The 22,698-nt window shown below is 43.6% G+C and carries 20 protein-coding genes, 4 tRNA genes and 1 pseudogene; 10 read left to right on the top strand and 15 right to left on the bottom strand.

Translation table 11 applies throughout. The features are described 5' to 3' along the window. From HAT2_RS01295 to HAT2_RS01305, 3 genes are all read right to left on the bottom strand, one after another. Complete coding sequence (locus HAT2_RS01295; RefSeq protein ID WP_114544285.1) at nucleotides 1-390, bottom strand: hypothetical protein; 390 nt, start codon at nucleotides 388-390, stop codon at nucleotides 1-3. A 60-nt stretch (nucleotides 391-450) separates the two neighbouring features. After that, complete coding sequence (locus HAT2_RS01300) at nucleotides 451-1,125, bottom strand: ribulose-phosphate 3-epimerase (RefSeq protein WP_147267467.1); 675 nt, start codon at nucleotides 1,123-1,125, stop codon at nucleotides 451-453. Nucleotides 1,126-1,217: 92 nt separating this feature from the next. After that, nucleotides 1,218-2,195 (bottom strand): DNA polymerase III subunit delta, encoded by a 978-nt coding sequence (locus tag HAT2_RS01305; protein ID WP_114544237.1) that lies wholly within the window; start codon nucleotides 2,193-2,195, stop codon nucleotides 1,218-1,220. A 117-nt stretch (nucleotides 2,196-2,312) separates the two neighbouring features. Here HAT2_RS01305 and HAT2_RS01310 point away from each other — a divergent pair, with 117 nt between their 5' ends. The 5 genes from HAT2_RS01310 to mnmA all read left to right on the top strand — a co-directional run bounded on the left by HAT2_RS01310 (nucleotide 2,313) and on the right by mnmA (nucleotide 6,397). Beyond that, nucleotides 2,313-3,047, top strand: a complete 735-nt coding sequence (locus HAT2_RS01310; protein WP_114544238.1) for a hypothetical protein — start codon at nucleotides 2,313-2,315, stop codon at nucleotides 3,045-3,047. Nucleotides 3,048-3,326: 279 nt separating this feature from the next. Further along, entirely contained in the window at nucleotides 3,327-3,494 is a 168-nt protein-coding gene (locus HAT2_RS01315; protein WP_114544239.1) for a small basic protein, read from the top strand. 16 nt (nucleotides 3,495-3,510) lie between these two features. After that, nucleotides 3,511-4,017, top strand: coding sequence for an rRNA maturation RNase YbeY (gene ybeY, locus HAT2_RS01320; protein WP_114544240.1), 507 nt, complete (start codon nucleotides 3,511-3,513; stop codon nucleotides 4,015-4,017). A 15-nt stretch (nucleotides 4,018-4,032) separates the two neighbouring features. Beyond that, on the top strand, nucleotides 4,033-5,319 hold the full coding sequence (locus tag HAT2_RS01325; RefSeq protein WP_147267469.1) for a hemolysin family protein: 1,287 nt from the start codon (nucleotides 4,033-4,035) through the stop codon (nucleotides 5,317-5,319). Between the two features lies 1 nt (nucleotide 5,320). Then, nucleotides 5,321-6,397 (top strand): tRNA 2-thiouridine(34) synthase MnmA, encoded by a 1,077-nt coding sequence (mnmA, locus tag HAT2_RS01330; RefSeq protein WP_114544242.1) that lies wholly within the window; start codon nucleotides 5,321-5,323, stop codon nucleotides 6,395-6,397. On the opposite strand, the gene HAT2_RS01335 is transcribed toward mnmA, so the two are convergent. Further along, nucleotides 6,375-8,294, bottom strand: a complete 1,920-nt coding sequence (locus HAT2_RS01335) for an HDIG domain-containing metalloprotein (RefSeq protein ID WP_220253866.1) — start codon at nucleotides 8,292-8,294, stop codon at nucleotides 6,375-6,377. The genes mnmA and HAT2_RS01335 overlap by 23 nt on opposite strands. A 500-nt stretch (nucleotides 8,295-8,794) precedes the next feature. Between HAT2_RS01335 and dnaX the strand changes: the two genes are divergently transcribed. Continuing rightward, a complete protein-coding gene (dnaX, locus tag HAT2_RS01340; RefSeq protein WP_114544244.1) occupies nucleotides 8,795-10,120 on the top strand; it encodes a DNA polymerase III subunit gamma/tau in 1,326 nt (441 codons plus the stop codon). On the opposite strand, the gene HAT2_RS01345 is transcribed toward dnaX, so the two are convergent. Continuing rightward, nucleotides 10,117-10,896 carry an FAD-dependent thymidylate synthase gene (locus tag HAT2_RS01345; protein ID WP_220253867.1) on the bottom strand — a complete coding sequence of 260 codons (780 nt, stop codon included), beginning with the start codon at nucleotides 10,894-10,896 and terminating at the stop codon, nucleotides 10,117-10,119. The genes dnaX and HAT2_RS01345 overlap by 4 nt on opposite strands. 9 nt (nucleotides 10,897-10,905) lie before the next feature. Further along, nucleotides 10,906-11,655: an FAD-dependent thymidylate synthase gene (gene thyX, locus HAT2_RS01350; RefSeq protein WP_114544246.1), complete on the bottom strand. Its 750-nt coding sequence runs from the start codon at nucleotides 11,653-11,655 to the stop codon at nucleotides 10,906-10,908. Between the two features lie 155 nt (nucleotides 11,656-11,810). On the opposite strand from thyX, the gene HAT2_RS01355 reads away from it, so the two are divergent. From HAT2_RS01355 to HAT2_RS01370, 4 genes and pseudogenes are all read left to right on the top strand, one after another. After that, the gene (locus HAT2_RS01355) at nucleotides 11,811-12,212 is read left to right on the top strand and encodes a hypothetical protein (RefSeq protein WP_181860294.1); all 402 of its coding nucleotides are present in this window, start codon (nucleotides 11,811-11,813) and stop codon (nucleotides 12,210-12,212) included. A 111-nt stretch (nucleotides 12,213-12,323) separates the two neighbouring features. After that, nucleotides 12,324-14,750: pseudogene (lon, locus tag HAT2_RS01360) on the top strand (endopeptidase La); the annotation flags it as partial. Between the two features lie 131 nt (nucleotides 14,751-14,881). Continuing rightward, entirely contained in the window at nucleotides 14,882-15,796 is a 915-nt protein-coding gene (locus HAT2_RS01365) for a ribonuclease Z (RefSeq protein ID WP_114544249.1), read from the top strand. Beyond that, nucleotides 15,793-16,677, top strand: a complete 885-nt coding sequence (locus tag HAT2_RS01370) for a DMT family transporter (protein ID WP_114544250.1) — start codon at nucleotides 15,793-15,795, stop codon at nucleotides 16,675-16,677. The genes HAT2_RS01365 and HAT2_RS01370 overlap by 4 nt, the downstream gene beginning before the upstream one ends. Here the strand turns inward: HAT2_RS01370 and HAT2_RS01375 are convergent. The 9 genes from HAT2_RS01375 to HAT2_RS01415 all read right to left on the bottom strand — a co-directional run bounded on the left by HAT2_RS01375 (nucleotide 16,654) and on the right by HAT2_RS01415 (nucleotide 22,631). Then, nucleotides 16,654-16,735: transfer RNA gene (locus HAT2_RS01375), tRNA-Tyr, on the bottom strand. The two genes, HAT2_RS01370 and HAT2_RS01375, sit on opposite strands and share 24 nt — an antisense overlap. Before the next feature lie 12 nt (nucleotides 16,736-16,747). Beyond that, a tRNA-Thr gene (locus HAT2_RS01380) sits at nucleotides 16,748-16,821 on the bottom strand. Between the two features lie 53 nt (nucleotides 16,822-16,874). After that, entirely contained in the window at nucleotides 16,875-17,846 is a 972-nt protein-coding gene (locus tag HAT2_RS01385; RefSeq protein WP_114544251.1) for an oligopeptide/dipeptide ABC transporter ATP-binding protein, read from the bottom strand. A gap of 2 nt (nucleotides 17,847-17,848) precedes the next feature. Further along, the gene (locus tag HAT2_RS01390; protein WP_114544252.1) at nucleotides 17,849-18,847 is read right to left on the bottom strand and encodes an ABC transporter ATP-binding protein; all 999 of its coding nucleotides are present in this window, start codon (nucleotides 18,845-18,847) and stop codon (nucleotides 17,849-17,851) included. Next, nucleotides 18,844-19,779 (bottom strand): ABC transporter permease, encoded by a 936-nt coding sequence (locus tag HAT2_RS01395; RefSeq protein ID WP_114544253.1) that lies wholly within the window; start codon nucleotides 19,777-19,779, stop codon nucleotides 18,844-18,846. Before HAT2_RS01395 ends, HAT2_RS01390 begins: the two co-directional genes overlap by 4 nt. Before the next feature lie 21 nt (nucleotides 19,780-19,800). Further along, nucleotides 19,801-20,736, bottom strand: a complete 936-nt coding sequence (locus HAT2_RS01400) for an ABC transporter permease (RefSeq protein ID WP_114544254.1) — start codon at nucleotides 20,734-20,736, stop codon at nucleotides 19,801-19,803. Continuing rightward, nucleotides 20,724-22,361 carry a diphosphate--fructose-6-phosphate 1-phosphotransferase gene (locus HAT2_RS01405; RefSeq protein ID WP_181860296.1) on the bottom strand — a complete coding sequence of 546 codons (1,638 nt, stop codon included), beginning with the start codon at nucleotides 22,359-22,361 and terminating at the stop codon, nucleotides 20,724-20,726. Before HAT2_RS01405 ends, HAT2_RS01400 begins: the two co-directional genes overlap by 13 nt. 91 nt (nucleotides 22,362-22,452) lie before the next feature. Next, nucleotides 22,453-22,526, bottom strand: a tRNA-Met gene (locus HAT2_RS01410). Nucleotides 22,527-22,559: 33 nt separating this feature from the next. Then, nucleotides 22,560-22,631: transfer RNA gene (locus HAT2_RS01415), tRNA-Met, on the bottom strand. Between the last annotated feature and the right edge of the window lie 67 nt (nucleotides 22,632-22,698).

Here is a 22,698-nt window from a genome sequence, read left to right on the forward strand (position 1 = left end):
CTAAATTCGCTGGATGTATTCCTCTAAGCGCGTATCCACCTTCACAATATCTCCCGATTCGATGAAAGGGGGAACCTTAATGATAGCTCCCGTTTCCAAGGTGGCATTCGACAAATTTTGCTCCTCTTCACAGGTTTCCACTTTTGAGACCATGAGCTCTAAGAATTGGGGCAACTCAATGGAAATGATTTCTTCCTCGCACACTCGCCCTCTGACAACGACACCTTCTTTCAGATAGAGGGCTTTTCCATCGATGATATCCCTGGGAACCGGCATCATATTTAAGGAATTCATGTCGAGGAAGAGATAAGTGTGGTCATCTTGAATGTAGAGAAACTCCAATCCTTTTTCGGTTAAAGTTGAAGTGCCTTTCTTAGTGGAATGATTCATGTTTTGCCTCCGCACAGATAGAGAATCTTCTCTAATTCAAGAAAGAATAAGACATTCATTTTAACTAGGTTCTCCCCTTTTTAAAAGGTGTAGGAAGGTATGCCGAGGTGTTTCTTCTTTGAAAAGTGCTGACCCAATGGCCAATTCATTAGCTCCTTGGGAAAGACAAATTCGTCCTGTTTTCAGTTGTATTCCTCCGTCAACCTGAATGCGCAAAGACTTGGACCAGTTCGAAAGTAGATGAATTTTAGGTAGCACATTGGACATAAATTTTTGCCCACCAAAACCAGGGGTCACGCTCATCAATAAAACACGATCAAGTCTAGAAAGAAGAGGTTTAATAACTTCCAAACTCGTCTCAGGGGACACAGCCATGCCTACTTCGACCCCTTTCGCCTTCAAGGAGTCAATAAGTTGGGGGGCTTCCTCCAATGCAGTTTCATAATGAAAAGAGAGCGCGGTAGCCCCAGCCTGGATAAAACAGGGAAAATATTTTTGAGGCTGGCATGTCATAAGATGGATGTGAAGTGGCAATTTGGAAAAGGAGCGTACTTGCTCAATGAAGCTAGGGCCGAAAGAGAAGGACAAATTAGCTACGAAATGGCCATCCATGATGTCCAAATGTAATCCATCGACCCCATCCTTTTCGAGACTACAGCAGAGTTTTTTCAGATTATTCAGGGGCGCATTGAGTAGAGAGGCCTCTACACGAAGAATGGGATGCCTAGCCGACATGGTACCACCATAAAAGGAAGCCCAAAAAATTGATCTTAACAGATCAAACAAGTCAAAAATAAAATAAAATGGATATTGTCACCCCAAAACGCTTAGAGTTCGACTAGGCTTAGGGCCCAAGCCTGTAAAGCTTCCTTTGGTGAAGCCTCTCCTAGGCGAACGGCAGTTTCTGCTGCTCCCAAGGAGCAGATCATTGCCATTAGGTTGTTTTTACCAATTTTTCTAAGTGAAAAGCGAAGAGCTTGGCGTCTTTTCTCATTCCAAGCATGCGGCTCATTCGGAGACCCTCCTGAAAGTTGTAGAGCCAATAACTTGCTTAAATGACTCCTTAAAGCGACCATCCATCGGACAGCTGTTTCTGGGTGACCGTCCATGAGATGGATGAGTTCTAGGGCATTTCTCCACTCCCTTTTCTCTATCTTCCTCAAGAAATCCCAAACGCTTTCAGATCCGTAAAGGGAGGGAAGCCACTCTTTCGGCCAACCCAAGGACAGTTTGATCAACTCGTTCTCCAAGGCATAAGGATTATTTTTGCACGAACAAGCCAGAGCTTCGGCTTGTTCCAAGTCTAGTTCTATCCCCTGTTGTTTGGCTAAAAAACAGGCCAGACCTAAATAGCGATCTTGCACTCTTTGGGGCTGTGGATTGCTCCAGTCCAGACATCTTACTTGGCCAAAAATTTGCTCCTTAAAAGGCTTGGGTGAGCTCACAACAACTTGGGCAGAGGACGAAACCTCCACTATTCTAATTGCTTCTTTTACAAAAGCTATCTCGACGTCTGAACAATTTTTGAGGTCAAGGGAATAGGCCACTGTTTTCAGAGAAGACGCAAAAAACAGATGTGACATTTCCTCGACTTGTTCAAGTAGGTCTTTGATCGAGTCTACTTTCTTGATCCGACCTGCTAACCGCATCTTTCTGAGAAGAAAAGAAACTTCTTCGCTGTTTTCTGTTACAAGTACGAAGAGAGTCATTTGGCGTACTGTCTCCTGAACAGAGGATTGCCAACTCGAAAAAAAATCGGACAGCTGCTCAAGACTGCTTTGTCTCTTTGTTCGGATCATTTCCATAAGCACGCCTTAGAATGCTTGATCTTCATCATAAAAGAGCTCTCTACTCATTCACTTCATTCGCGAATTTAACACTTTATATACCTCATTTATCGTCCCAACATCATCTTCCAAAACATGAACTTATCCAAAGAACTAGATTCATCTTCTACGAAAAATGAACATTACATAATTTTCATTCAAGGAATGAGGCACCTTATAGACCTCGTTTCCCCTTCAGGGGTAGAATCTCTCCTCCTCATGTACCATTGGGCACGTTTCGATACAGTGGCCTGTGCACGAAGCGAGGGTTTATCCACCGTTCCTGCTCCTTCACGAGGGTATTGCCCTGAAGAAGGGAGAAGATACTCTTCCGATTTAGAAATCAAACGACTCCTGGCACAAGAACGAGGAGAACAAGATCACATTGATTTTTGGAAAGAGCGCGAACAACTTGTCAGAACAAGTCGAAGGGCTGTTGCGTTCTTCAAAAGAGCTTGCTTTTTTGTACAAGTCCCTTGTCAGATTGTCCCTTTCTCAGAAAAGACGAGCTTAATGAAGAAAGTCAGCGGTCAGATTTCACACAGGATCCCTTTGCTTTCTCAAAAAAAACCAAAGCCTCTCTTTCTGCGCTCCATTTACCAACTAAGACATGTAGAAGATCGAAAAGAATGGAAAGACACCAGAAAAACAAGGTGCAAAAAGAAAAAGGAGACTGCTTTTACTCACCTAAAGGAGCCTATTCCACAAATTTCTTTTTTTGTTCCCCTAAATCTTCTGGAGAAGAACACAGGCAAGAAAAAGAAGTTTAAGCGCCTAAAGAAACTAAAAAGAATTTTTCGAGAAGAGGAAGAAAAAGAAGCAGAGGAATAGAGAAAACAATGTACACCATTTTATTTCCGATCTCGATATGCTGGACCCCCGAGATTTAGGATTGTTTAGGACAGATCAAGTCAATGACCAGAAAGAGTAAGAAAATGAGAAACCGTTCCTTTTCGCCCAGGAGAAGGAAGCCGCGATTGACTGAGATGGAAGGAACAAAGAATCAACCTAAAGGGCTTTCCTTTCGGGTTGTAGTTAGTGCTGTTCCAAGTGATTTGAGCCCGCTTGTGTTTGTCGGGAAAATTTCGAGATGTTTTTAGGAGGGTTGTTGTGTCTAAGCACCGTAGTTACGGAAGAAAGGGTCGCTCTTCACAGAAGAGAAGTGTCCTTACAAGGTGGGAGAGAGTCGCTGTGTTGAGAAAATTAGGTAGATGGGACGATAAAATAAATAAAACTGTTACTGGTTTACCCAAGACACCGTTGGTTTCAATCGATTAAGCAGCGTTTTGCCTTTATGCTTCTTGTTACCGTGGAAAATTCCCAAAGGGACCTCGTTCTCTGTTTTAGAGACTTGCCTACTCTAGTCAAGCGTGTTCTAAGAGAAGTGAGGGTTTCCGCGTCTTCCGTTACCCTTTACTTTGCTGATATAGAGTCTATCTGTCAGTTACATGCCCAGTTCTTTGGCGACCCTTTTCCAACGGATTGTATCTCCTTTCCCTTGCATGATCATTGTTCTCCCCCTTTTCGCTGTTCCTTACTGGGAGAAATTTTTATCTGCCCCAGAACTGCGGTCGATTATGCTCAAGAGAAAGGTAAGGATCCTTATGAAGAAGTGCTCTTGTATCTCGTGCATGGACTTTTGCATTTATCTGGGTTCGAAGATCAATCTTCTAAAGGAAGGGATGCGATGCTATTGAAACAAGAAAAGATTGTTTCCATCTTGCTAGAGCAAAATCTAACCTTGAAGCCTAAGGTCAGGGTAGAAACTCTTTCAGAAAGTTTTTCTTTGCTGCGCATCTAGCCAGGTAGGTTTTTTTTGCTGTCCATCAAGCTCACCATAGGCGTTTTGATCCTGGCCTTGTCTTGCTTTGTTGTTTCGGCTCTTGGCTTAGACTTGGCAAGAATGTACCGTTACAAAGTTAAGTCAAATTTGGCAAGTTTGGGCTGTTTTTTCTTTTATAAGCATCTTTTGACTAGGGCTTTTGGTAGTCAGGTTCTTCCCTTGAGGTTTAACCTTCTTGTTTCATCTCAAATTTTACGACATCTGTGCAACTTGTCTGTTGGAATGTATTGCATTCCCAAAGAACCTGTGTGGCTTTGTTTCTTCTACATTGTTCTTTATATCCTCTTTCTAGAGACGTTTTGGGAGATTTTGCCGAGATGGATTGCTGGGGCCAGTTCTCTGCGTATACGACAATATTTTGCTTTTTTTTCTTCTCTCATTCTTTCGGTTCTCTCCCCAGTCAGTGTCTTTTTAACCTGGCTTTTTTTAAGAAAGACACATTCTTCTGGTGATCGTTTAGAAGATTTTCGTGACAAAATGCGGGACGTTATTCACGACGTGAATGAGACAGGTCTGGACGATTTAACGAGTAGGACTTTACTGCGTGGTGTTCTAAGATACCAAGATCGTATTGTCCGTGAGATTATGGTGCCTCGAGTCAAAGTCGTTGCTATTTCCGGACAGACTTCTATTTCAGACGCCTTATCCTGGTGGACAGAGGAGGGCTATACGCGAACACCGATTTACCAAGATTCCATGGATCGAATTATTGGGATCTTGATGTCTAGAGATTTATTTGACGCGTTTTTTGCTTCAAGAAAAGACCCTGCCATTCTTCAAGCACCAGTCTCCTCACTAGGGAAGAAGCCTTTTTTTATTCCCGAAACTCTCTCTCTAGGGAGAATGCTTCAGGAATTTCGGATTCGTCAAGCTCACTTAGCTATTGTCGTAGATGAGTATGGAGGAACATCAGGTGTGATCACAATCGAAGACGTTTTAGAAGAACTTGTTGGTGATATCAGTGATGAGTATGATGAAGAGGAAGAGGAAGAAATTGTTTTTTGTTCAGACGGAAGTTACTGCACGGATGCAAAGACAAGCCTTTATCTCGTAGAAGAACAACTAGACATTGTTATACCTAGGCACAGTGACTACGAGAGCCTTAACGGGTACGTTTTTTTTGTTACTGGGGGCATTCCTGAGTCCGGCTTTCGCATTCACCATGATACATTTGATATTGAAATTCTTTCTAGCAACGAGCGAAGTGTTGAAAAAGTGAAAATTCATTTACATAATCAATCGGACTCGAAGCAAAAGTAAAATGGAACGCGTTTTCGTCGCGATGTCGGGAGGTGTTGACTCTTCCTTGTCCGCACTCCTTCTCAAGGAGATGGGGTACGACGTCATAGGGCTCTTCGTATCCGGCTGGGAGGATGAGTTTATCGGTTGCCAGGCGAAAAGGGACTTAGAAGATGTGGTTGCTGTGTGCGATTCGATTTCCATTCCTTACTACGCTGTGGATCTCAAAAAAGAATTTTCGAACCTTGTTTTTGATCGTTTTTTGCATTCTCTACGTTCTGGTTTAACACCTAACCCTGACATCGCGTGTAACCAGCATATTAAATTTCGTCTTCTTTTGGATAAGGCCCTTGCTATGGGAGGGCAGTTTTTGGCAACTGGCCATTATTGTAGATTGAAACGATCTGTCTCTGGGACTCCTCTCTTGTTTAAAGGCTTGGACAGGAACAAGGATCAAAGTTATTTTTTGCATGCTATAACTGCTTCTTCCCTGAAAAGGGTTCGCTTCCCTATTGGAGCTTTACGAAAAGAGGAGGTAAGGTTTTTAGCCAAAAAATATTGCCTACCTAATTACAACAAGAAGGATAGCGTTGGGATTTGCTTCGTTGAAAATAAAAAGTTCAATGAGTTCATTTCACGTTACATCCCCCCTAAGCAAGGGGCCATTCTTTCCACGGAAGGAAGACCTTTAGGAGAGCATCGTGGTTTGCATTTTTTTACTATTGGACAAAGAAAAGGCCTCCGTATTGGTGGAAAAGGACCTCCTTGGTTTGTCGTTCGAAAAGATCTTGCTACCAACACCCTATGGATTGCTCAAGGGCAAGACCATCCTTGGCTTTTTGCAAATCGTTTTTTAATTCGTGATCTGAATTGGCTTGATGAACCAAGGGATTTTCCTTTTCGGTGTTGTGTCAAAATCCGCTATCGCTCTCAAGAACAGTCTTGCGCGCTCCACTTGATTTCAGAGGAAATAGTGGAGGTCCAACTCGATTCTCCTCAACGTGCTGTAACACCGGGACAGTCCGCCGTTTTCTACGATGGGGAGCAGTGTTTAGGGGGAGGTTTGATTCAAGAGGTTATTCCCGCTTGGGGTACTTGATACGGGAGTGCGTAGATGCGAGAAAAGCTTTGACCAAAGCTTTCTTAATGAGTTGAAGTTCTCGGAGTCCAATAGGGCATTCCTCCAGTTGGTGGTCTCGGATTAAGTTGAAGATGATAGAATCGATGAGTGAGTTAGCTCTTTCTTCTGATACTTCGTCCAGGGATCGAGAGGCAGCTTCGAAGCAATCTGATATCATGACAAGAGCAGCCTCTTTTGAGGCTGGCTTAGGTCCTAGATAACGGAAAGCTTCTTCTGGGGTCCCTTTCATGCCCTCAATCGTTTTGGCTTTGCAATAGAAGTAGTAGACTAATCCTGTTCCGTGGTGTTCCCGAATAATGTCAACGACAGTCTCTGGTAGCTCATATTTCTGAGCAATCCTAACCCCTTCGGCTACGTGTCCGATGATTATTTTAGCAGATTCTTCAGCTGGAAACACTTCATGAATGTTTAGGCCTTGTTGGTTTTCTGTGAAGTACATAGGGGATAAAATTTTGCCAACATCGTGATATAGACCAGCCACCTTGCAAAGAAGTGCATTAGCACCAATGCAGAGCGCCGCTTGTTCTGAGAAATAAGACACAAAAAGGGAGTGTTTATATGTACCCGGAGCCTCAATACTTAGCATTTGTAAGAGAGGATTGCTTGGGTCGAGATATCCTTCTAAGGCAGCCCTTGAAGCGACAGAAAAAAGGCTTTCCAAAATTGGATTGAATACAACAACAGCACAGGAGATTAGGAGAATGACAAAAATAGAGAATACGGACAATTCAAGGCAAAATGACTCATAGGTGCATTTGCGATCGATTAAACTAAATCCTATAAGGATCAAAGCTGCAAATAGCCAAGAACAAAAAAGAGCTGACAGAAGATCCTTCTTCTTGTCACCTCTTTCTCCATAACAAAGAACAGCAATCAAAATGACAGTATTGATTAAAATAAATTTAACTGGGTCAACAGGCAAGGCGAATACAAGAACGGCGTTGCAAAAAAAACCAATCGCACATGAGGCATGAAGCGAATACCATTCGGCTAAAAGCCAAGCTAATAAAAAAGCAAAGGGTGGTGCCCGGCCGACAAAGTTTAGAGAATGAGGTAAAGAAACAAGTAGGGCCCGGTGCAGTGCGCAAGAAAAAAGAAGATGTACGCAGATAATAGTCAAAAGAAGGCTGAGGCGCTTGCTGGAATGAGACACCTGGGAATCTGTCCTAAAAAGGTAGACGTAAAGAGCCCCAAGAAGACTTCCAGCCAAAGCAAGAAGACCGAAGATATGTCCGAGGTCTAGTCGATTAGAACGGGAAAGAAGGGTGTTGCTCATTGCTTCAATGAGCCGTAGGTGCTTATTTTTTACGATTTCACCTTTGGAGAGCAATAAGGTTCCCGCTCTTGTTTGGGTGTATCGATTAGGGATGACTTGCGCAATGCAATCTCGAATTCTTTGATCAAAGCCTGCATCAATACCAAAATCCCAGGGATAGCCTCTAAAGAAATCTAGGACTTGCTTTGCTGTTTGCGGACATCTAAAGGTACTGATGCGTTTAAGGAGACGTTTCCAGATAAATTCAGGAATTCGAACAGAATCTTTGCCCTTGAGGTGGATCGCAATGATTTCTCGATTGACTTCCATATTTTCAGAGATGAACGTTGCAGTTGACGGGGATGTAAAGAAAAAACAACAAAGTTCTTCCGTAACAAATCTAGCCATGAAATCGAGTTTTCGATACTCTATCTGCTCCCGTCCAAACGCGTTTCTGTCAAGTCCAAAAAGGGTTTCAAATTCCCGCAAAGCTGCATCGGAATTCTTGACAGCGAGAACGGGGTCAAGTTCAGAAAAGAACTCCTGCCTTGCTAACCATGTTTCCTCTTCGTTCAAATGAACGAAGTCAACTTGAGCCACAACGTAATAGGGGGAAAGTGTGCCAACGTGTAAGTCCGTGAATTGCCTGTGAAAAACGGAGCCGCTACCTTGGTATAGCAAACAAGAGCAAACAAGGACCGAGCACCCTAGTATGAAGCCAAAATACCAGGAACCGTAACGCCAATACTGGGAAGACTTGAAGAAGAAATACTCTCTAGGCAGGCCGGCTCTCCCAAAATTTATTCTATAACGATCTAGCGTCCTAAGAGAACAAGTTCCGTCTTGCAAACGGACAAGAATCGTAAGGAAAACGTATTTTGCATATTTTAGCTCTTCGTATTATACATAAAAATTGTAATAGTCGCCCTCTCCTATTGGTGGCCTCTTTGCCATAAAAAACGACGTATGCGAATTGTTTCCAGGTGATGTATCTCTTTCTAAAACCTGTTATAAAGGGATCCTACTCGCCCCCCAAAATTGAGGGAGCAGATGAGATGCCGATGAAGCCTTCTTCTCTCTAGGAACCTTTGGTTGCAAGAATGAGCTGTTTTTCAAAAAAGAAAAGTAAAAGCAAAATGGGTCTGAGCAGAAGATGGAGACCGATACTGTTTCGCGATGTTTTAGGGCAAGATATCTCTGCCGAGATTTTGAGAAAGACAGTGCAACAAGCCAGAGTGGCTCCTGCTTACTTGTTATCTGGTTCTAGAGGGTCTGGAAAAACATCCTTGGCTAGAATTTTTGCTAAAGCACTCAATTGCCAAGGAATAGGATCGGACGGAGAACCTTGCAATTCCTGCGATTCTTGCTGTGACATTCAACAAGGTTTCAGTTTGCAAGTTATTGAAATAGATGGCGCTTCGCACAGGGGGATTGATGACATGCGCGCTCTCATTGAGACATGTCAATATACTCCTGATGGCGGAGGCTTTCGTGTTTACATCGTGGATGAAGTTCACATGTTAACGAAAGAAGCTTTCAATGCACTGCTGAAGACTTTGGAAGAGCCTCCACGACATGTTGTTTTTGTTTTAGCTACAACGGATCCCCAAAAAGTTCCCTCTACAATTAAGAGCCGTTGCCTGCAGCTCGATCTAAGAAGGATCCCTAATGATGTGATGGTTCGTAAGTTAGCCCTTTTACTTGAGAAAGAGGGCACTTGCTCTTACGACGCTTCCGTCCCTTTTCTTATTGCAGAGCGTGCAGAAGGGAGTCTGCGAGATGCCGAATCTATTCTGGAGCAACTGTTAGCTTTTTCGGACGGACACCTGTCTATAGATCAGGTTTCTTCCGTATTGGGGATACCCAATCAAACTCTTCTCCTTGACCTAGATGAGGCTCTTTTGAAGGAAGATATAGGGGGAGTGCTTGCTACGGGTGACAAACTTTTTCAACAAAGCCAAGACGGATATGTTCTTCTTCGCTATATGGCAAAGCATTATCAAAATCATCTTATGGTTCTTTCTTTGCAGAATCATTCTTTTATTCAAAACCTGTCTGAAACTCAGATCACTCGCTTTGTTGAACTTAATTCCCGTTTCAATCGGAAACAGATCGTACACCTTTTAGCCAAAATAAAGGAATCCATTCCCATTTTGGACTTCTCCCCGCAAATTGTTTTTAAGTCTCTACTGCTGGAAATTGCAGATATGCGAAACTACGTCGAACTTTCTGACGTTCTTCAAGTTTTACAAAACCTCGGAGAAGAGGAGGACCTCGACGCTCCTCCGGCTGAAGAAAAAAAAGCCCCCACAGGAGAAGGAAAAGATCTGCGAATGGAAGAGAGAAGGAGGAACTCAAGGCTAGAGAACATTATCCAATTCCTTGCAAAAGAGACGGATTCGGTGATCTCTACAAAAGTCCTTTAGATCAAAAATTTCTTAAAAAACTCTTGTATCTCTCCTGGAGCCATCCCGATAGCTTGTGCCTCTTGTTCTATTTGTTCTTTGGCAATAGCGCTCAAATTCCGAGATATCTCTTGAGACTCCTTCTGGTGCAGTAACCTTCCCTTGATGATGTAATCTGTGAAGGCAGAGAAGGAGCAGGGAGCAACGGCTTCCAAACAACACGTCAATTCTTGTAAAAACTCTTTCATTTCTGGAGATGCTCCTTCTCGTCTAGAACGAATAAAGTAGCAAAGGTTGTGCAAGTCGATTTGCCAGACAAGGTCGACTATGAAGGTTCCTGGAGCAAAAGCAAGACATGTTTCCAGAGAGCCACCTCTCTCTTTTGCCATTTTTATCACAGTTCTTGCTTCCTCATAAAAAGTATAGAGGGATTCTTCCATTTGCTTTGGAAGCCAAAATTCCAACTCTCCTTTAGGCCAAACGAGCTGGCTTTTGGCTGCTCGACAACGTGAAAATTGCTGCGAAAGAAAAAAGGGCAAACGTAAATGAAAGAGAAAAGAGACTTGTTCAAAAGGAGAAGTATGAGCATGCCGCATAAGGAAACGAATCAGTCTTGCATCTTCATGAAAGCTCTTATTGGAATCCCCGTAAGAACAGCGCGCTCCTCTTGCAACACTGGCATCTGAACCGAGGTAATCTGCAAGGATTAAATGGCCTTGCCCTGACAAGACTGGAAATATTTTTCCCAGCATCTCATCTGCTCGGGATGACCTTGGTCTGTTGCTGTAGTGAGACATGGACATATCCTAGAATGAAACATTAAGACGCTTGAGCAATGCAAGCTCTGAACAGCTTAAAGAGATTCTGGAAAGATATACTTCGTGGAAATGCTTCCAACAGAGAGGAAAAAGTTGTGAAAGAACGAAGCCAATTTTCTCGGCATAAAGGCGAATTTCCTTTTGAGCATCTGTATGCAATCTCAGACGTAAAAAGTGAAACAAATTTCTCAAATCTATTTTCCAAAAGATTGTTGTGTACATGTTTTGCGGCAAAATTGTTCGAGCTTGTTCTCTACAAACTCCTCTATCGAGCAAAGACAGGTACTCCTGGTATCCCCATCTAGATAGCTTATGAATAGACTGGGAGCAGGTTTCTGCTATTTCCGTATTCAACAGATCAGTTCCCACCTGTTTGTTCGAAGAACTTTGCATTCTCAATTCTTCCGCTTTAGGTTCATGAAAGTAGTCTTCAACTTTGGCATAACGAGCGGAAAAGGAGTTAAGTTTTGCTGTTCGATGACGAACAAGCTGTCCCATAACGTAAATCGGCAAACGAATTTGGAAAACGAGACAACTCTGCTCGAAGGGAAATAGCTGGTTTAGCCGGAAACATTCTTTGATGCTCTCCTCTTCCGAGAGGGTAGTGGTATGCGCTCTACCCAAAGAAGCATAGTGGGCCACAGTTGAATCAGAGCCCATGTAATCGACAAGCCTTACAAAGCCATGGTCTAAAACATGCAGCTTCTTTCCCAGAAAAGTTTCACCTTGATCTTGCATGCGGATCACCCAGCAGAGAATTGCGAACGCCAACTTCCGGGTCGGATTTTAACTTTTTAATCCGCTTCCCTTCAAGCTCGAAACAGATTACATTCCTTGCTGAAGCCTTAGCGTCTCGGGTCAAGACCATGTATCAGTTTCTTTTTTCTCTCTTCATGTTCACCTTCCCTTCCCTTTCCTGTTTTTGTGAGGAAATAGGCAACAACATAGGCCAGTTTCGTCAACAAGGGGATCCTCTCTCCTTGTGGATTGGTGGCATTGGAATTGCGATCATTTGCTTGTGTGTTCTCTTGCAATATTTTCTTATGAGATGGACCTGTCCTATTCGGGAGGGATCATCTAGAAAAATTTTTGTTTTAAATAGGACCAATATCGGGCATAAAATTTGTACTTACCTGATTGAGGTTGAAGAAGAACTTTTCCTCATTATCCAAACCCCCAATCAGGTGATTTGTGAACCTGTTCGTGGAAAGGCAAAGTGGGAAGTTTTTAATGGGATGTCACAGAAGGAAGATACCCTGCAAGCCTCAGAGATGAAGCCCACTTCGATAGGGTAATTTCCTTGGATTTGCATTCTGAATGCAAGATCTCCTATCCTGGTGGGTTCCGATGCTTATATTTTTGTTCCTTAGCTTGAAAGGAAGCGTACCTCCTACCAGAGAGATGAAATGTCCACTGAGAGATCAAAACAGAAGAAAGATCGACAGTCCCTCGTTGAAGAAGCGAGCCCCGAGGATGAACCGACACAAGATATAGGACGACCTAGCGTTGTTTTCCCGAAGGAACTTTTGATTCTGCCCGTTTTCAAGAGGCCCTATTTCCCTGGGATTGCTTTGCCTATCTCTATCGAATCAGGTGTGCAGTACGAAACGATCAAGAAGATTGCTTGTTCGGATTTGCGTACAGTTGGTGTCCTTCTTTCCAAGGGGTCTAGTGCAGAATGTTCCTCCGATCAGTTGTACCAGGTCGGCGTAGCGGGACGTGTTTCCAAGATATTGCCAGCAGAACACGGTGGATTTCAGGCGATTGTCGATCTAGAGAAGCGTTTTCGTGTGCTTGCGATCAAACAAGAAAAAGACCACTTCTGGGCAGAGGTTGAGTATCTCCAGGATGAAGTCAAAGTCTCTGCTAACAGGTTAAAAGCGTATGCCAACAGTATACTTAAGGCTGTAAAGGAGCTGATTGCACTTAGTCCCCTTTTCAAAGACGAGATGCGTGTCTTCCTAGAACACGCAGATCCTAACCAACCGGCTGCTCTAGGAGATATGATCGCATCTTTGACAACAGCTCAACCAGAAGAGCTACAAGATCTTGTCGAGTGCCTACTTCTAGAAGAACGCCTAAAAAAAACACTTTTCTTGGTCAAGAAGGAGCACGATCTCAGCAAGATTCAGTACGAAATTGATCAGCAGGTAGAGTCTGCCTTGGGTAGAATTCAAAAGGAGTATGTTCTGAAAGAACAGCTTAAGACAATTAAAAAAGAATTAGGGATAGACAGTGATGATCGTCACTCCGAAATATCTAAATTCGAGAGCCGTTTGCAGGGCAAGGTTGTTCCTCAAGAGGTCTTAAGTGTGATGCGGGAAGAGATGCACCGTTTAGCCAGCTTGGAAAGCCACAGTCCCGATTACGGTGTCTGTCGTAATTATCTTGACTGGTTAACGGCAATTCCTTGGGGAATGTATGATGAACATCTTGTAAGCATTAAGAAAACAAAACAAATTCTCAATAGAGAACATTGGGGAGTTGAAGAAGTCAAGGAAAGAATTTGTGAAATTGTTGCTGTATCCAACATGGTAGGCAAAATGAAAGGCACTGCCCTGTGTCTAGTTGGACCTCCTGGAGTGGGGAAGACAACAATAGCGAAATCCATTGCTACAGCTTTAGGAAGAAAATTTTTTAAATTTTCTGTTGGTGGTATGCGAGATGAAGCGGAAGTCAAGGGCCATCGGAAGACTTATATTGGATCAATGCCTGGTAAGTTTGTTCAAGCTTTGAAGGCATGCCAGTCTATGAATCCCGTTATTCTTGTTGATGAAATTGACAAAATTATGAGTGGGCAACTCGGAGACCCTGCATCAGCTCTTTTAGAGGTTTTTGATCGAGAACAAAATGGGCAATTCCTTGACCATTATTTGGATCTTCCTTGTGATTTGAGCCGTGTTTTTTTCGTTTTGTCTGCCAATCTTCTAGATCATGTGCCAGACGCTCTTCGGGATCGCTTTGAAGTCATTCATCTGTCCGGCTATATCACGGAGGAGAAGATTCAAATTGCGCAAAAGCATCTGATACCAAATTCTTTAGAAGAAGTGGGCCTTAATCCTGGTTCCATTCTATTCCCTGTTCCAATCCTTAAAACTATTGTTTCTGGCTATGCTCGCGAAGCCGGTGTGCGTAATTTTGAAGGACAAATTAAAAAGATTTGTCGCAAATTAGTGACGGAGCACGTCAATACGGCTCCTAAAAAGGAATTTGGTCAGAAGGAGGTCACTGAGGCATCTGTTCGGAAGCTTTTGGGTATACCTCGGTTCCAAGAGGATCCCCTTGTACAGTCTCCTCCCATAGGAGTTGCTGTTGGTTTAGCTTGGACGGCTTTAGGAGGGACCCCATTGTGTGTAGAAACTTTGACAGTTTCTGCCTCTCGTACTGCTATGCGTTTAACTGGACAAGCTGGGTCCGTCATGAAAGAGTCGGCAGAAATCGCTTGGAGCTTCTGTCAGAGTTGGCTTTTAAAGCAGCATACGGGCTCTAAGTTTTTCTTTAAAAAAGAAGTGCATATACACCTTCCGGAAGGTGCAACTCCTAAAGACGGTCCTTCTGCAGGTATCACAATGGTTTCTGCACTTCTTTCTCAACTTCTACAAAAGAAGATTAAGCCTGGTCTCTCTATGACAGGAGAGCTGACTTTAAACGGTCACGTTTTACCTGTAGGAGGGATAAGGGAGAAAGTAGCTGCTGCCAAAAGGGCTCAGCTTAAGCATATTATTTTGCCTGCGCTTAACAAGCAAGACGTTGAGGAGCTTCCTACCCTTCTCAAACGTGGGCTCACATTGCATTTTGTTTCTGTTTACGACGAAGTTTTTCGCATTGCGTTCGATTATGCCCCCTTTGAAAAAGGACGAGCAGAGGCTTTTTCAGGACACACAAATGAAGAGAAAACGCAGCGCAAGAAAAGAGCCCCTTTTGCTTGAGAAAGATTGAATTAAGAGAGTAACTACACGACTTCATGAGCGTACGAGACCTGACAATTTTTGGTTGTTCTAGCCAACAACCTACGCGATTTCGAAGCCATCCTGGATATCTTTTAAGATGGAACGAAGAAGGTTTTCTTTTGGATCCGGGGGAAGGGACTCAAAGGCAATTTATATTTGCAAATATAGCACCTACTACAACAACGAAAATCTTGATTAGTCATTTTCACGGTGATCATTGCTTGGGGTTAGGTTCTATGCTTATGCGGTTGAATCTTGATCAAGTCAAGCATACGGTGCACTGCTACTTTCCGGCATCAGGACAGCGCTATTTCAATCGTCTACGCTTTGGGACGTCATATCATGAAAGAATCAAAGTCGTCCCTCATCCTATTATAGAGGGGGACGTTGTAGAAGATGGAGATTTCATTCTTGAAGCTTTTCCTTTGGTACACGCTATCGAAACACTTGGATGGAGGATCACAGAGAAGGAAAAGAGGAGGTTTGATCGTGCGCTTCTCGAGCATCATGCTATTCGTGGACCGGCTGTAAGAGAACTGATCACGAAAGGTTGTGTAGAAACATCACAAGGAATGGTTTGCCTTGATCAAGTCAGCACGATGCAAAAGGGTGATGTTTTCGCCTACGTCACGGATACCTTACCCTGTGAGCAAGCTCTTTGTACTGCACAAGGCGCTCAGCTCTTTTTGTGCGAAAGCACTTATCTTGAGTCCGAAAGACACCTTGCTACGCAAAATCTACACATGACCGCAAAAGATGCTGCTTCTATAGCAAAACAAGCTGGAGTTCGTCAGCTTGTCTTGACTCATTTTTCGGGACGTTATCCTGATACTTTCCCTTTTTTAGAAGAAGCCAGGGAGATCTTTCCCAACACACTTCTTGCGGAGGACCTAAAAACCATTCCATTTGAGAGATCGTCAAAGAAATGAGGCCTTCCTTTTCTCAATTTGTCCAAGTATTGCTGGCTTACGCTGCCATCGCATCGAGCGCATTGTTTTCTCGTACAGCTTTAGAGGCAAGTATTTCCCCTTTTTTGTTTGTCGCCTTAAGGTTATCTATTGCTGGAACGTGTCTGCTTCTTTTTCAATCTTGTAAAAAAGTCACTTCTCTTACTTGCTTAGAAAGAAGAAAAATTATCTTTCTAGCTTTTTTACAAGCCTTCTTCCCCTTAAATTGCGAAATTTGGGCATTACAATACGTTTCAATTCCCATGACGCAATTGCTCTACAACTTAACACCTTTTCTTACCGCTCTTTTGCTTTGCAGAAGAACTCGTCTTTCCCTCATACAATGGGGATGTATTGCAATTGCATGCACTAATAGCCTGTTTGCACTTGGAGCAAGCAACAGCTTCTCCTTTCCGGAGATCGTCATGTTTTTAGCAGTTCTATCAGGAGCAGCAGGGTGGATTTATTTCAAAAAACTTCTTAAGGAAGGACATTGCCCTCATTTTTTAAATGCAGCTATGATGTTCACTGCTGGTCTGTTATCTTGGGCTTTATGCGGATTTTTAGGCGTTTCGACGAAGATAGAGCACCCTAAGGCGATTTTCGTGGCTTTAGCTTCTTCCCTATTTTTTTCGAATTTTGTTTTCTACACTCTCTATTCCGCGGCTCTCCAACACAGCTCACCAACCTTTCTAGCCCTCTTGGGCCAGTTCACTCCCCTTTTTGCAGCTTTTTATACTAAAGTCTGGTTCGGTGAGGCCTTTCCTGAAAACTTCCTCAGAAGCGTTTTTGTAACAATTTTCGCTACTCTCCTCTTCCATAGAGAAGATAAGGGGCTCTGGGGGCGGTCAGACTCGAACTGACGAAGCCCGAAGGCGGAAGATTTACAGTCTTCTGCAATTGCCGCTATGCGACACCCCCATGAATGAGACTTGCTGCCTGAGGGACTTGAACCCTCAACCGCTCGATTACAAGTCGAGTGCTCTGCCAAATTGAGCTAAGGCAGCATACCGCTTGGCGGATGATAAACAAGGGAGGCGTTTTGTGACAAATGAGATCCTCATGATCCGGAAGAAGGAAAGAGATGGCACGCAACAGATCTCCCATCTGCAAGAGAAGTCATGGTAGGACGGACTGCAAAGCAAACATCCATAGCAAAGGGGCACCTTAGAGCAAAGGGGCAGCCGGTCTCTTTATTTCCTTTTTCTAAGCTGTATTTTGGGACAACAATCTTGGGCACTCTTTTCCTTTGTTTTTCCGGGTTTGGAATAGGAATCGCATCAATTAAGAGTTGTGTATAGGGATGTTGAGGGTTGTCGTATACTGTGTGAACAGGTCCAACTTCTACTAATGTACCACCATACATCACTCCTAAACGATCACACATGTAACGCATCATCAGAAGATCATGAGCTACTATCAAAATAGTTAAGGAAAAATTATCCCTAAGATCGAGAAGGAGATTGACAATTTGTGCTTGAATAGAGATGTCCAAGGCAGAGAGAGGCTCATCGCACACCAATAGCCGAGGCTCAAGGACAAGGGCCCTCGCCAAGCCAATACGATGCTTCTGCCCCCCACTAAACTGGTGGGGAAAACGTGAAAGAACATTGGAACACAATCCGACTTTTTCTAAGAGCTCGGAGATTTGTTCCATAGGTGATGCATTAAGGCGAAGATAGTCAGCATGTAACTGCAAAGGCTCTATCAGAGTTTCTAAGATTCTGTGCATTGGATTAAGTGCAGCACAAGGGTCTTGAAAAACAAACTGGATTTCTCGACGAAGAGAAAACATTTCTTCATCTGATAGATTAGAAATATCTCTCCCTTCGAAGAGACACTGTCCTGAATCGACTTCCTCTAGTTGAGAAACAACACGGGCACAGGTTGATTTTCCGGAACCACTCTCCCCTACTAGTCCAAAAATCTCTTCCCTGTAAATCTCAAAGTGAATGTGATTGAGGGCTAAGATTCCTTCCGGCTGATACGTTTTGCAAACATCTTTGAGAGAGTAAATGGTCTCCTGTTGCATTTTCAACTCACTTCAAATCGTTCCAGTTCTTTTCTTGCTTCAGAACGATATAGATGACAAGCACACTTCTTATCATTCTGAGTCAAAAGCTCTGCATCCTCTAAACCACAAACGTTCATGGCAAAAGGGCATCGCGGTGCAAAAGCGCACCCTTTTGGCAATCTAGAAAGGTCAGGAGGACTACCTGGAATTGTCTTTAGCCGTTTAGATACATGTGCAGTTGGAAGCGCTTGGAGGAGACTTTTTGTGTAAGGATGTTGTGGAGCACGAAAGATTTCAAATACAGAACCTTCTTCTACAATTTTTCCTGCATACATGACGAGAATTCTATCAGCAAAGGCAGAGACCACGCCCAGATCATGGGTGATGAATAAAATACTCATCGATAATTCACTTCTTAGCCCTTGTAAAAGGGTCAGTATCTGTTCCTGAACAGTTACGTCCAAAGCCGTTGTAGGTTCATCTGCAATCAAAATTTGAGGTTTAGAAGCTAGGGCAACTGCAATAGCAATACGCTGACGCTGTCCTCCACTAAGTTCATGCGGATAGTGGTTAGTTCTGCGTTTTGCATCTGAGATGCCTACACGTTCTAGCCAGTAAAGTGCTTCTGCTGCTGCTTCTTTTCGAGAGAGTCCCAAATGATAACGCATACCTTCCGCAATTTGTTCTCCAATACTAAACATCGGATGCAACGCTGTCATGACATTCTGAAAGACGAAACCAATTGATTTACCACGAAAATGGTGTAAGTCATCTTCTTCCACTTCAACAAGATTGGTTTCGTCAAAAATCACTTTTCCAGAAAGATTGTATTGGATATTCCTTGGAATTAATTTGACTAAGGACATGGCTAACATGCTTTTACCACAACCTGATTCTCCAAGGACAAAAAGAACCTCTCCTTCTTTCAGAGAGAAAGAAACATTCCTAACGCAGTGAACCAAACCTTGTTGTGTACGTAGCTTGAGAGACAATTGCTCAGCAACTAAGATCGACTTCATGCGGGGTCTTCTTCCTCAACAAATCCTCTCGGATCTAAGGCATCCCTTAAACCATCCCCTATCCAGTTAAAAGCTAACATGGTCATAAAGATAAAAATAATTGGAAAAAAAAGTCGCCAAGGGTAATAGCGCAACGCCGCTAGCCCTGAGCTAGCCATACTGCCCCAACTGGCGACAGGCAAATCAACTCCCATGCCCAAGAAACTCAAAAAGCCTTCTCCAAAAATGGCACTTGGAACGGACAAAGTGACAGAAACAATTAAAGGGCCCCAAATGTTGGGAAGAATATGAAAAAAGAAAATATGCCTCTTGTTTGCTCCAATGGCTTTGGCCGCCAGGACGAAATCTTGGTGCTTACATTGTAAAACTTGGAAACGGACAATACGTGCGGTTCGACACCAACTCACAAGTGCAATAATAAATAGAACGGTAAAGAATCCACCGCGAAAGAGGCATCTTAGAGCCATAGCTTTAAGTAAGGTGGGAACGCCATCCAGTGCATCAATCACGCGCATCATTACTTCATCGATCCATCCACCAAAATATCCGGAGATCCCTCCGAACAAAATTCCAAGAACTAAGTCAATGATGGCAGAGCCAATACCGACTCCAAGCGAAATACGTGCCCCGGACCAAACGCGCACAAAAATGTCACGTCCTAATTCGTCTGTTCCAAACCAAAACTCTGTACTTGGAGGTGCATTCACGGACTGCAGATGGTTCTCGTAATAGGTGTGCGAAGAAAAGACAGGAATGAAAATAGCCCCCCAAAGGAGAACGAGCACAAAGAGAAGGGACCCAGACGCTGTTCTGCTCCTAACAAATTGCCGAAAAACTAGAGCTACCTTGCTAGGAAAATGCATCTCCTCTAAAGGCCTTCCCTCTTCTTGAGTCTTCTCAAGCGGCGAAAATAGGCTTTCATTTTTATCCATACAGCCACGCCAAACCTTTCTTCACTTCTTCCTGAAGATCGAGGAACGAGCTACACGGGGGTCAAGGGATATGTGAATTAAATCAACTATAAAATTCGCGATAAGAAGAAGAAACCCATAAAACACAGTCAATCCTAAGATAAGGGGATAGTCGCGATTGGAAATGCTTTTGACTAACCATTGGCCAATTCCGGGTATGGCAAAGATCTTTTCAACGACAAACCCTCCAATTAAAATTCCAGAAGTCAGTGGCCCCAAGATACCTAGAGCGGGCAAAATAGCTTCAGGAAGAAGATGACGATACAAGACGTGATTCCACGGAACACCTTTCGCTCGAGCAAATTGAATATAGTCTCGTGAGAGGGCATTAATCATGCCTGATCGGATAAGACGTGCAAGGTGACAAGTAGGAGAAAATGCGATGGCTAAAACAGGCAGAACAGTGTGACGAAAAGTACCCCAGCAAGCAACAGGGAAGAGACCAAGTTTGATTGCAAAGATATATTGAAGAAGAGTGGCTTTAACAAAACTAGGATTAGAAATTCCTACTACCGAAGCGATCGTAATGATACGATCGACCGGTTTTTTCCAATTTTTAGCAGACAAGACTCCGCAATACGTACCGACGAAGAGGGAAAGAAAAAGAGCCTCTACTCCTAAAGTCGCTGAGACGGGAAACCCCTCTTTTAGGATAGAATTCACGGACCGGTCCGTGTACTTGAGGGAAGGGCCTAAATCCAACTGAACTAGTCCTTTCAAATAGGTGATATATTGCACCCAAACGGAGTGATTTAAGCCGTAATACGCATTAAGTGCAGCCCTGACCTCTTTGGGAATAGGCCTTTCCTCTGCAAAAGGATCTCCAGGAATAATCTTCATGAGAAAAAAAGTAACTGTCGCAATGGAGAATAGAGTTGCAAAGGCGCTTACAGTTTTCCTTAGAATCAGCTTCCGCATGCATTCTTCTCCAGATATAGGGTTTTGGGGATATCATGAGGGTCCGTAAGGCTATTTCCATTAAATTGACACGGGCCAGGGGAAAGGAAACAGTCTTTGACTGCCCACCGTTCCTCCATTTCCTTAAGTCTAAGAAAAGCCGGACCTCCTAAATTTACCAGTGTTTTTCGTATTACTGGACTCCACTGCCCTCTTCTTCTTTCTTTATGAAACATAGAGCTTAAAGGCACCCCTTTAACCTGCCAAGAAGAAACAGATTTCTCTAAGTCGGTAATAAGAGCCATGTACCCATTTCTTTCCTCCAAAACCAATGCGGCCGCACACATGCCCAAAGCATAGCAGTAATGCGCATCGAAATGGCTTGGATGAGCACAGCGACACTCGTATCCAAAGAAATGGGTTAGGGCAGAAAAAGGGACTTCAGAAGCCTTTTTCTCCAGGGTCTGTTTCACGAGAGACAAGAGAAGCCTTTCTGTTTCGATTCTAGATACAGCCACATTTCCATGAGAATCTCGATCGTACAACAACTGTTCCTGAATTGTTCTTGGGAGGGACCCGAGTATTGTGGCAGATGCAGGATCTAAACTTTGATGAATAGTGTCTAAGGTGTGATGAGGATCCCTTGCGAGAAGGTCGTTTAGGACACACATTAAACTATCAATCCCTGGAACCTGTTCAATCAATCCTTCTGGAACCAAGATCACACCGTAATTCTTACCCGCTTGTGCTCGTGTTTTGATCAGTTTTGCTAGAGAGGAAATCAACTTATCGAGAGAGACTCCATCACGACGAATTTGCTCACTGATAAGTGTATACGTAGGTTGCACCTGTAGAGCCGTTTCTAAGGTCAGATGAGAAGCATGCCTTCCCATTAAGCGAATAAAGTGATAGTTTTTTTTGCACGATAAAGCATCCATGCAAACATTACCGACTAGTTCGGAAATGACCTTAGATGCTGTATCGTGACCAAAGGAAATCTCAATAGAGTGTCCCTTGAGATCTCCATCAATTGTTTTAGGCACTCCGATTACAGACGTCTTAAAGTTTTGCTTTTGAAAAAATTCGGCGAGAAGACCTGCGTTCGTATTAGAATCGTCCCCCCCAATGACAACTAAGCCGTTGAGGTCGAGAGACTGACACACTTCCATTGCTTGTTCAAAAGCTTGCTGACCCACTAATTTTGTCCTGGAGGTGGATAAGAGATGAAAACCTCCAGAATTGGTCCAATTGCGCAAAAACTCGTGAGAAAGCTCTACGTAATCTCCATGAAGGAGGCCCCAAAAGCCTTCCTGAAACCCGAACAATTTGTTCCGAGTAGAAAGGCGTGTCATGGCTTCAGAAAGGCCAAGGACGACGTTGTGCCCTCCCGGGGATGGCCCTCCGGAAAAAAGCACACCAATTCGTACAACTTCTTTTTTAGAATCCTGAGGGCACAACCCGCGTTCTGCCACCAGCAAGGGAGCGGATCGCGTAGAAGAAAAATATTCCTCTACCTCAGGACGAACGGAGACTTCCTTTTCCTCCCGGAATCGCATATGAGGAAATTTGGATAATTGCTGTGGCAGCCGAAGACAAGCGCCTATCCTGGCGAAAGTGAGGGGGCTCACCATCTCGTTGTTGGACACGTACATCACCTATTGTTTCAATATGCACAGAAGCAAAGGCGAGATAAACGATCTAGGCGATTAAGAACAGATAGAATGGGCTCTGTAAAGATAGCGGCAGATGGACTTGAACCACCGACCTACGGATTATGATTCCGCTGCTCTGACCAACTGAGCTATGCCGCCCCACAAGAGAGGCATCCAAAAAAAGATCAAGTATGGCGGGGGCAGGATTCGAACCTACGACCTCTGGGTTATGAGCCCAGCGAGCTTCCACTGCTCCACCCCGCACCAAAATTCCAGCGCGATGATACAGGGAATACTGAATTTTAGAAAACAGGAAAGCGTAAGGTGTGAA

Source organism: Candidatus Similichlamydia laticola (assembly GCF_003339615.1).
Taxonomy (GTDB): Bacteria; Chlamydiota; Chlamydiia; order Chlamydiales; family Parilichlamydiaceae; genus Similichlamydia; species Similichlamydia laticola.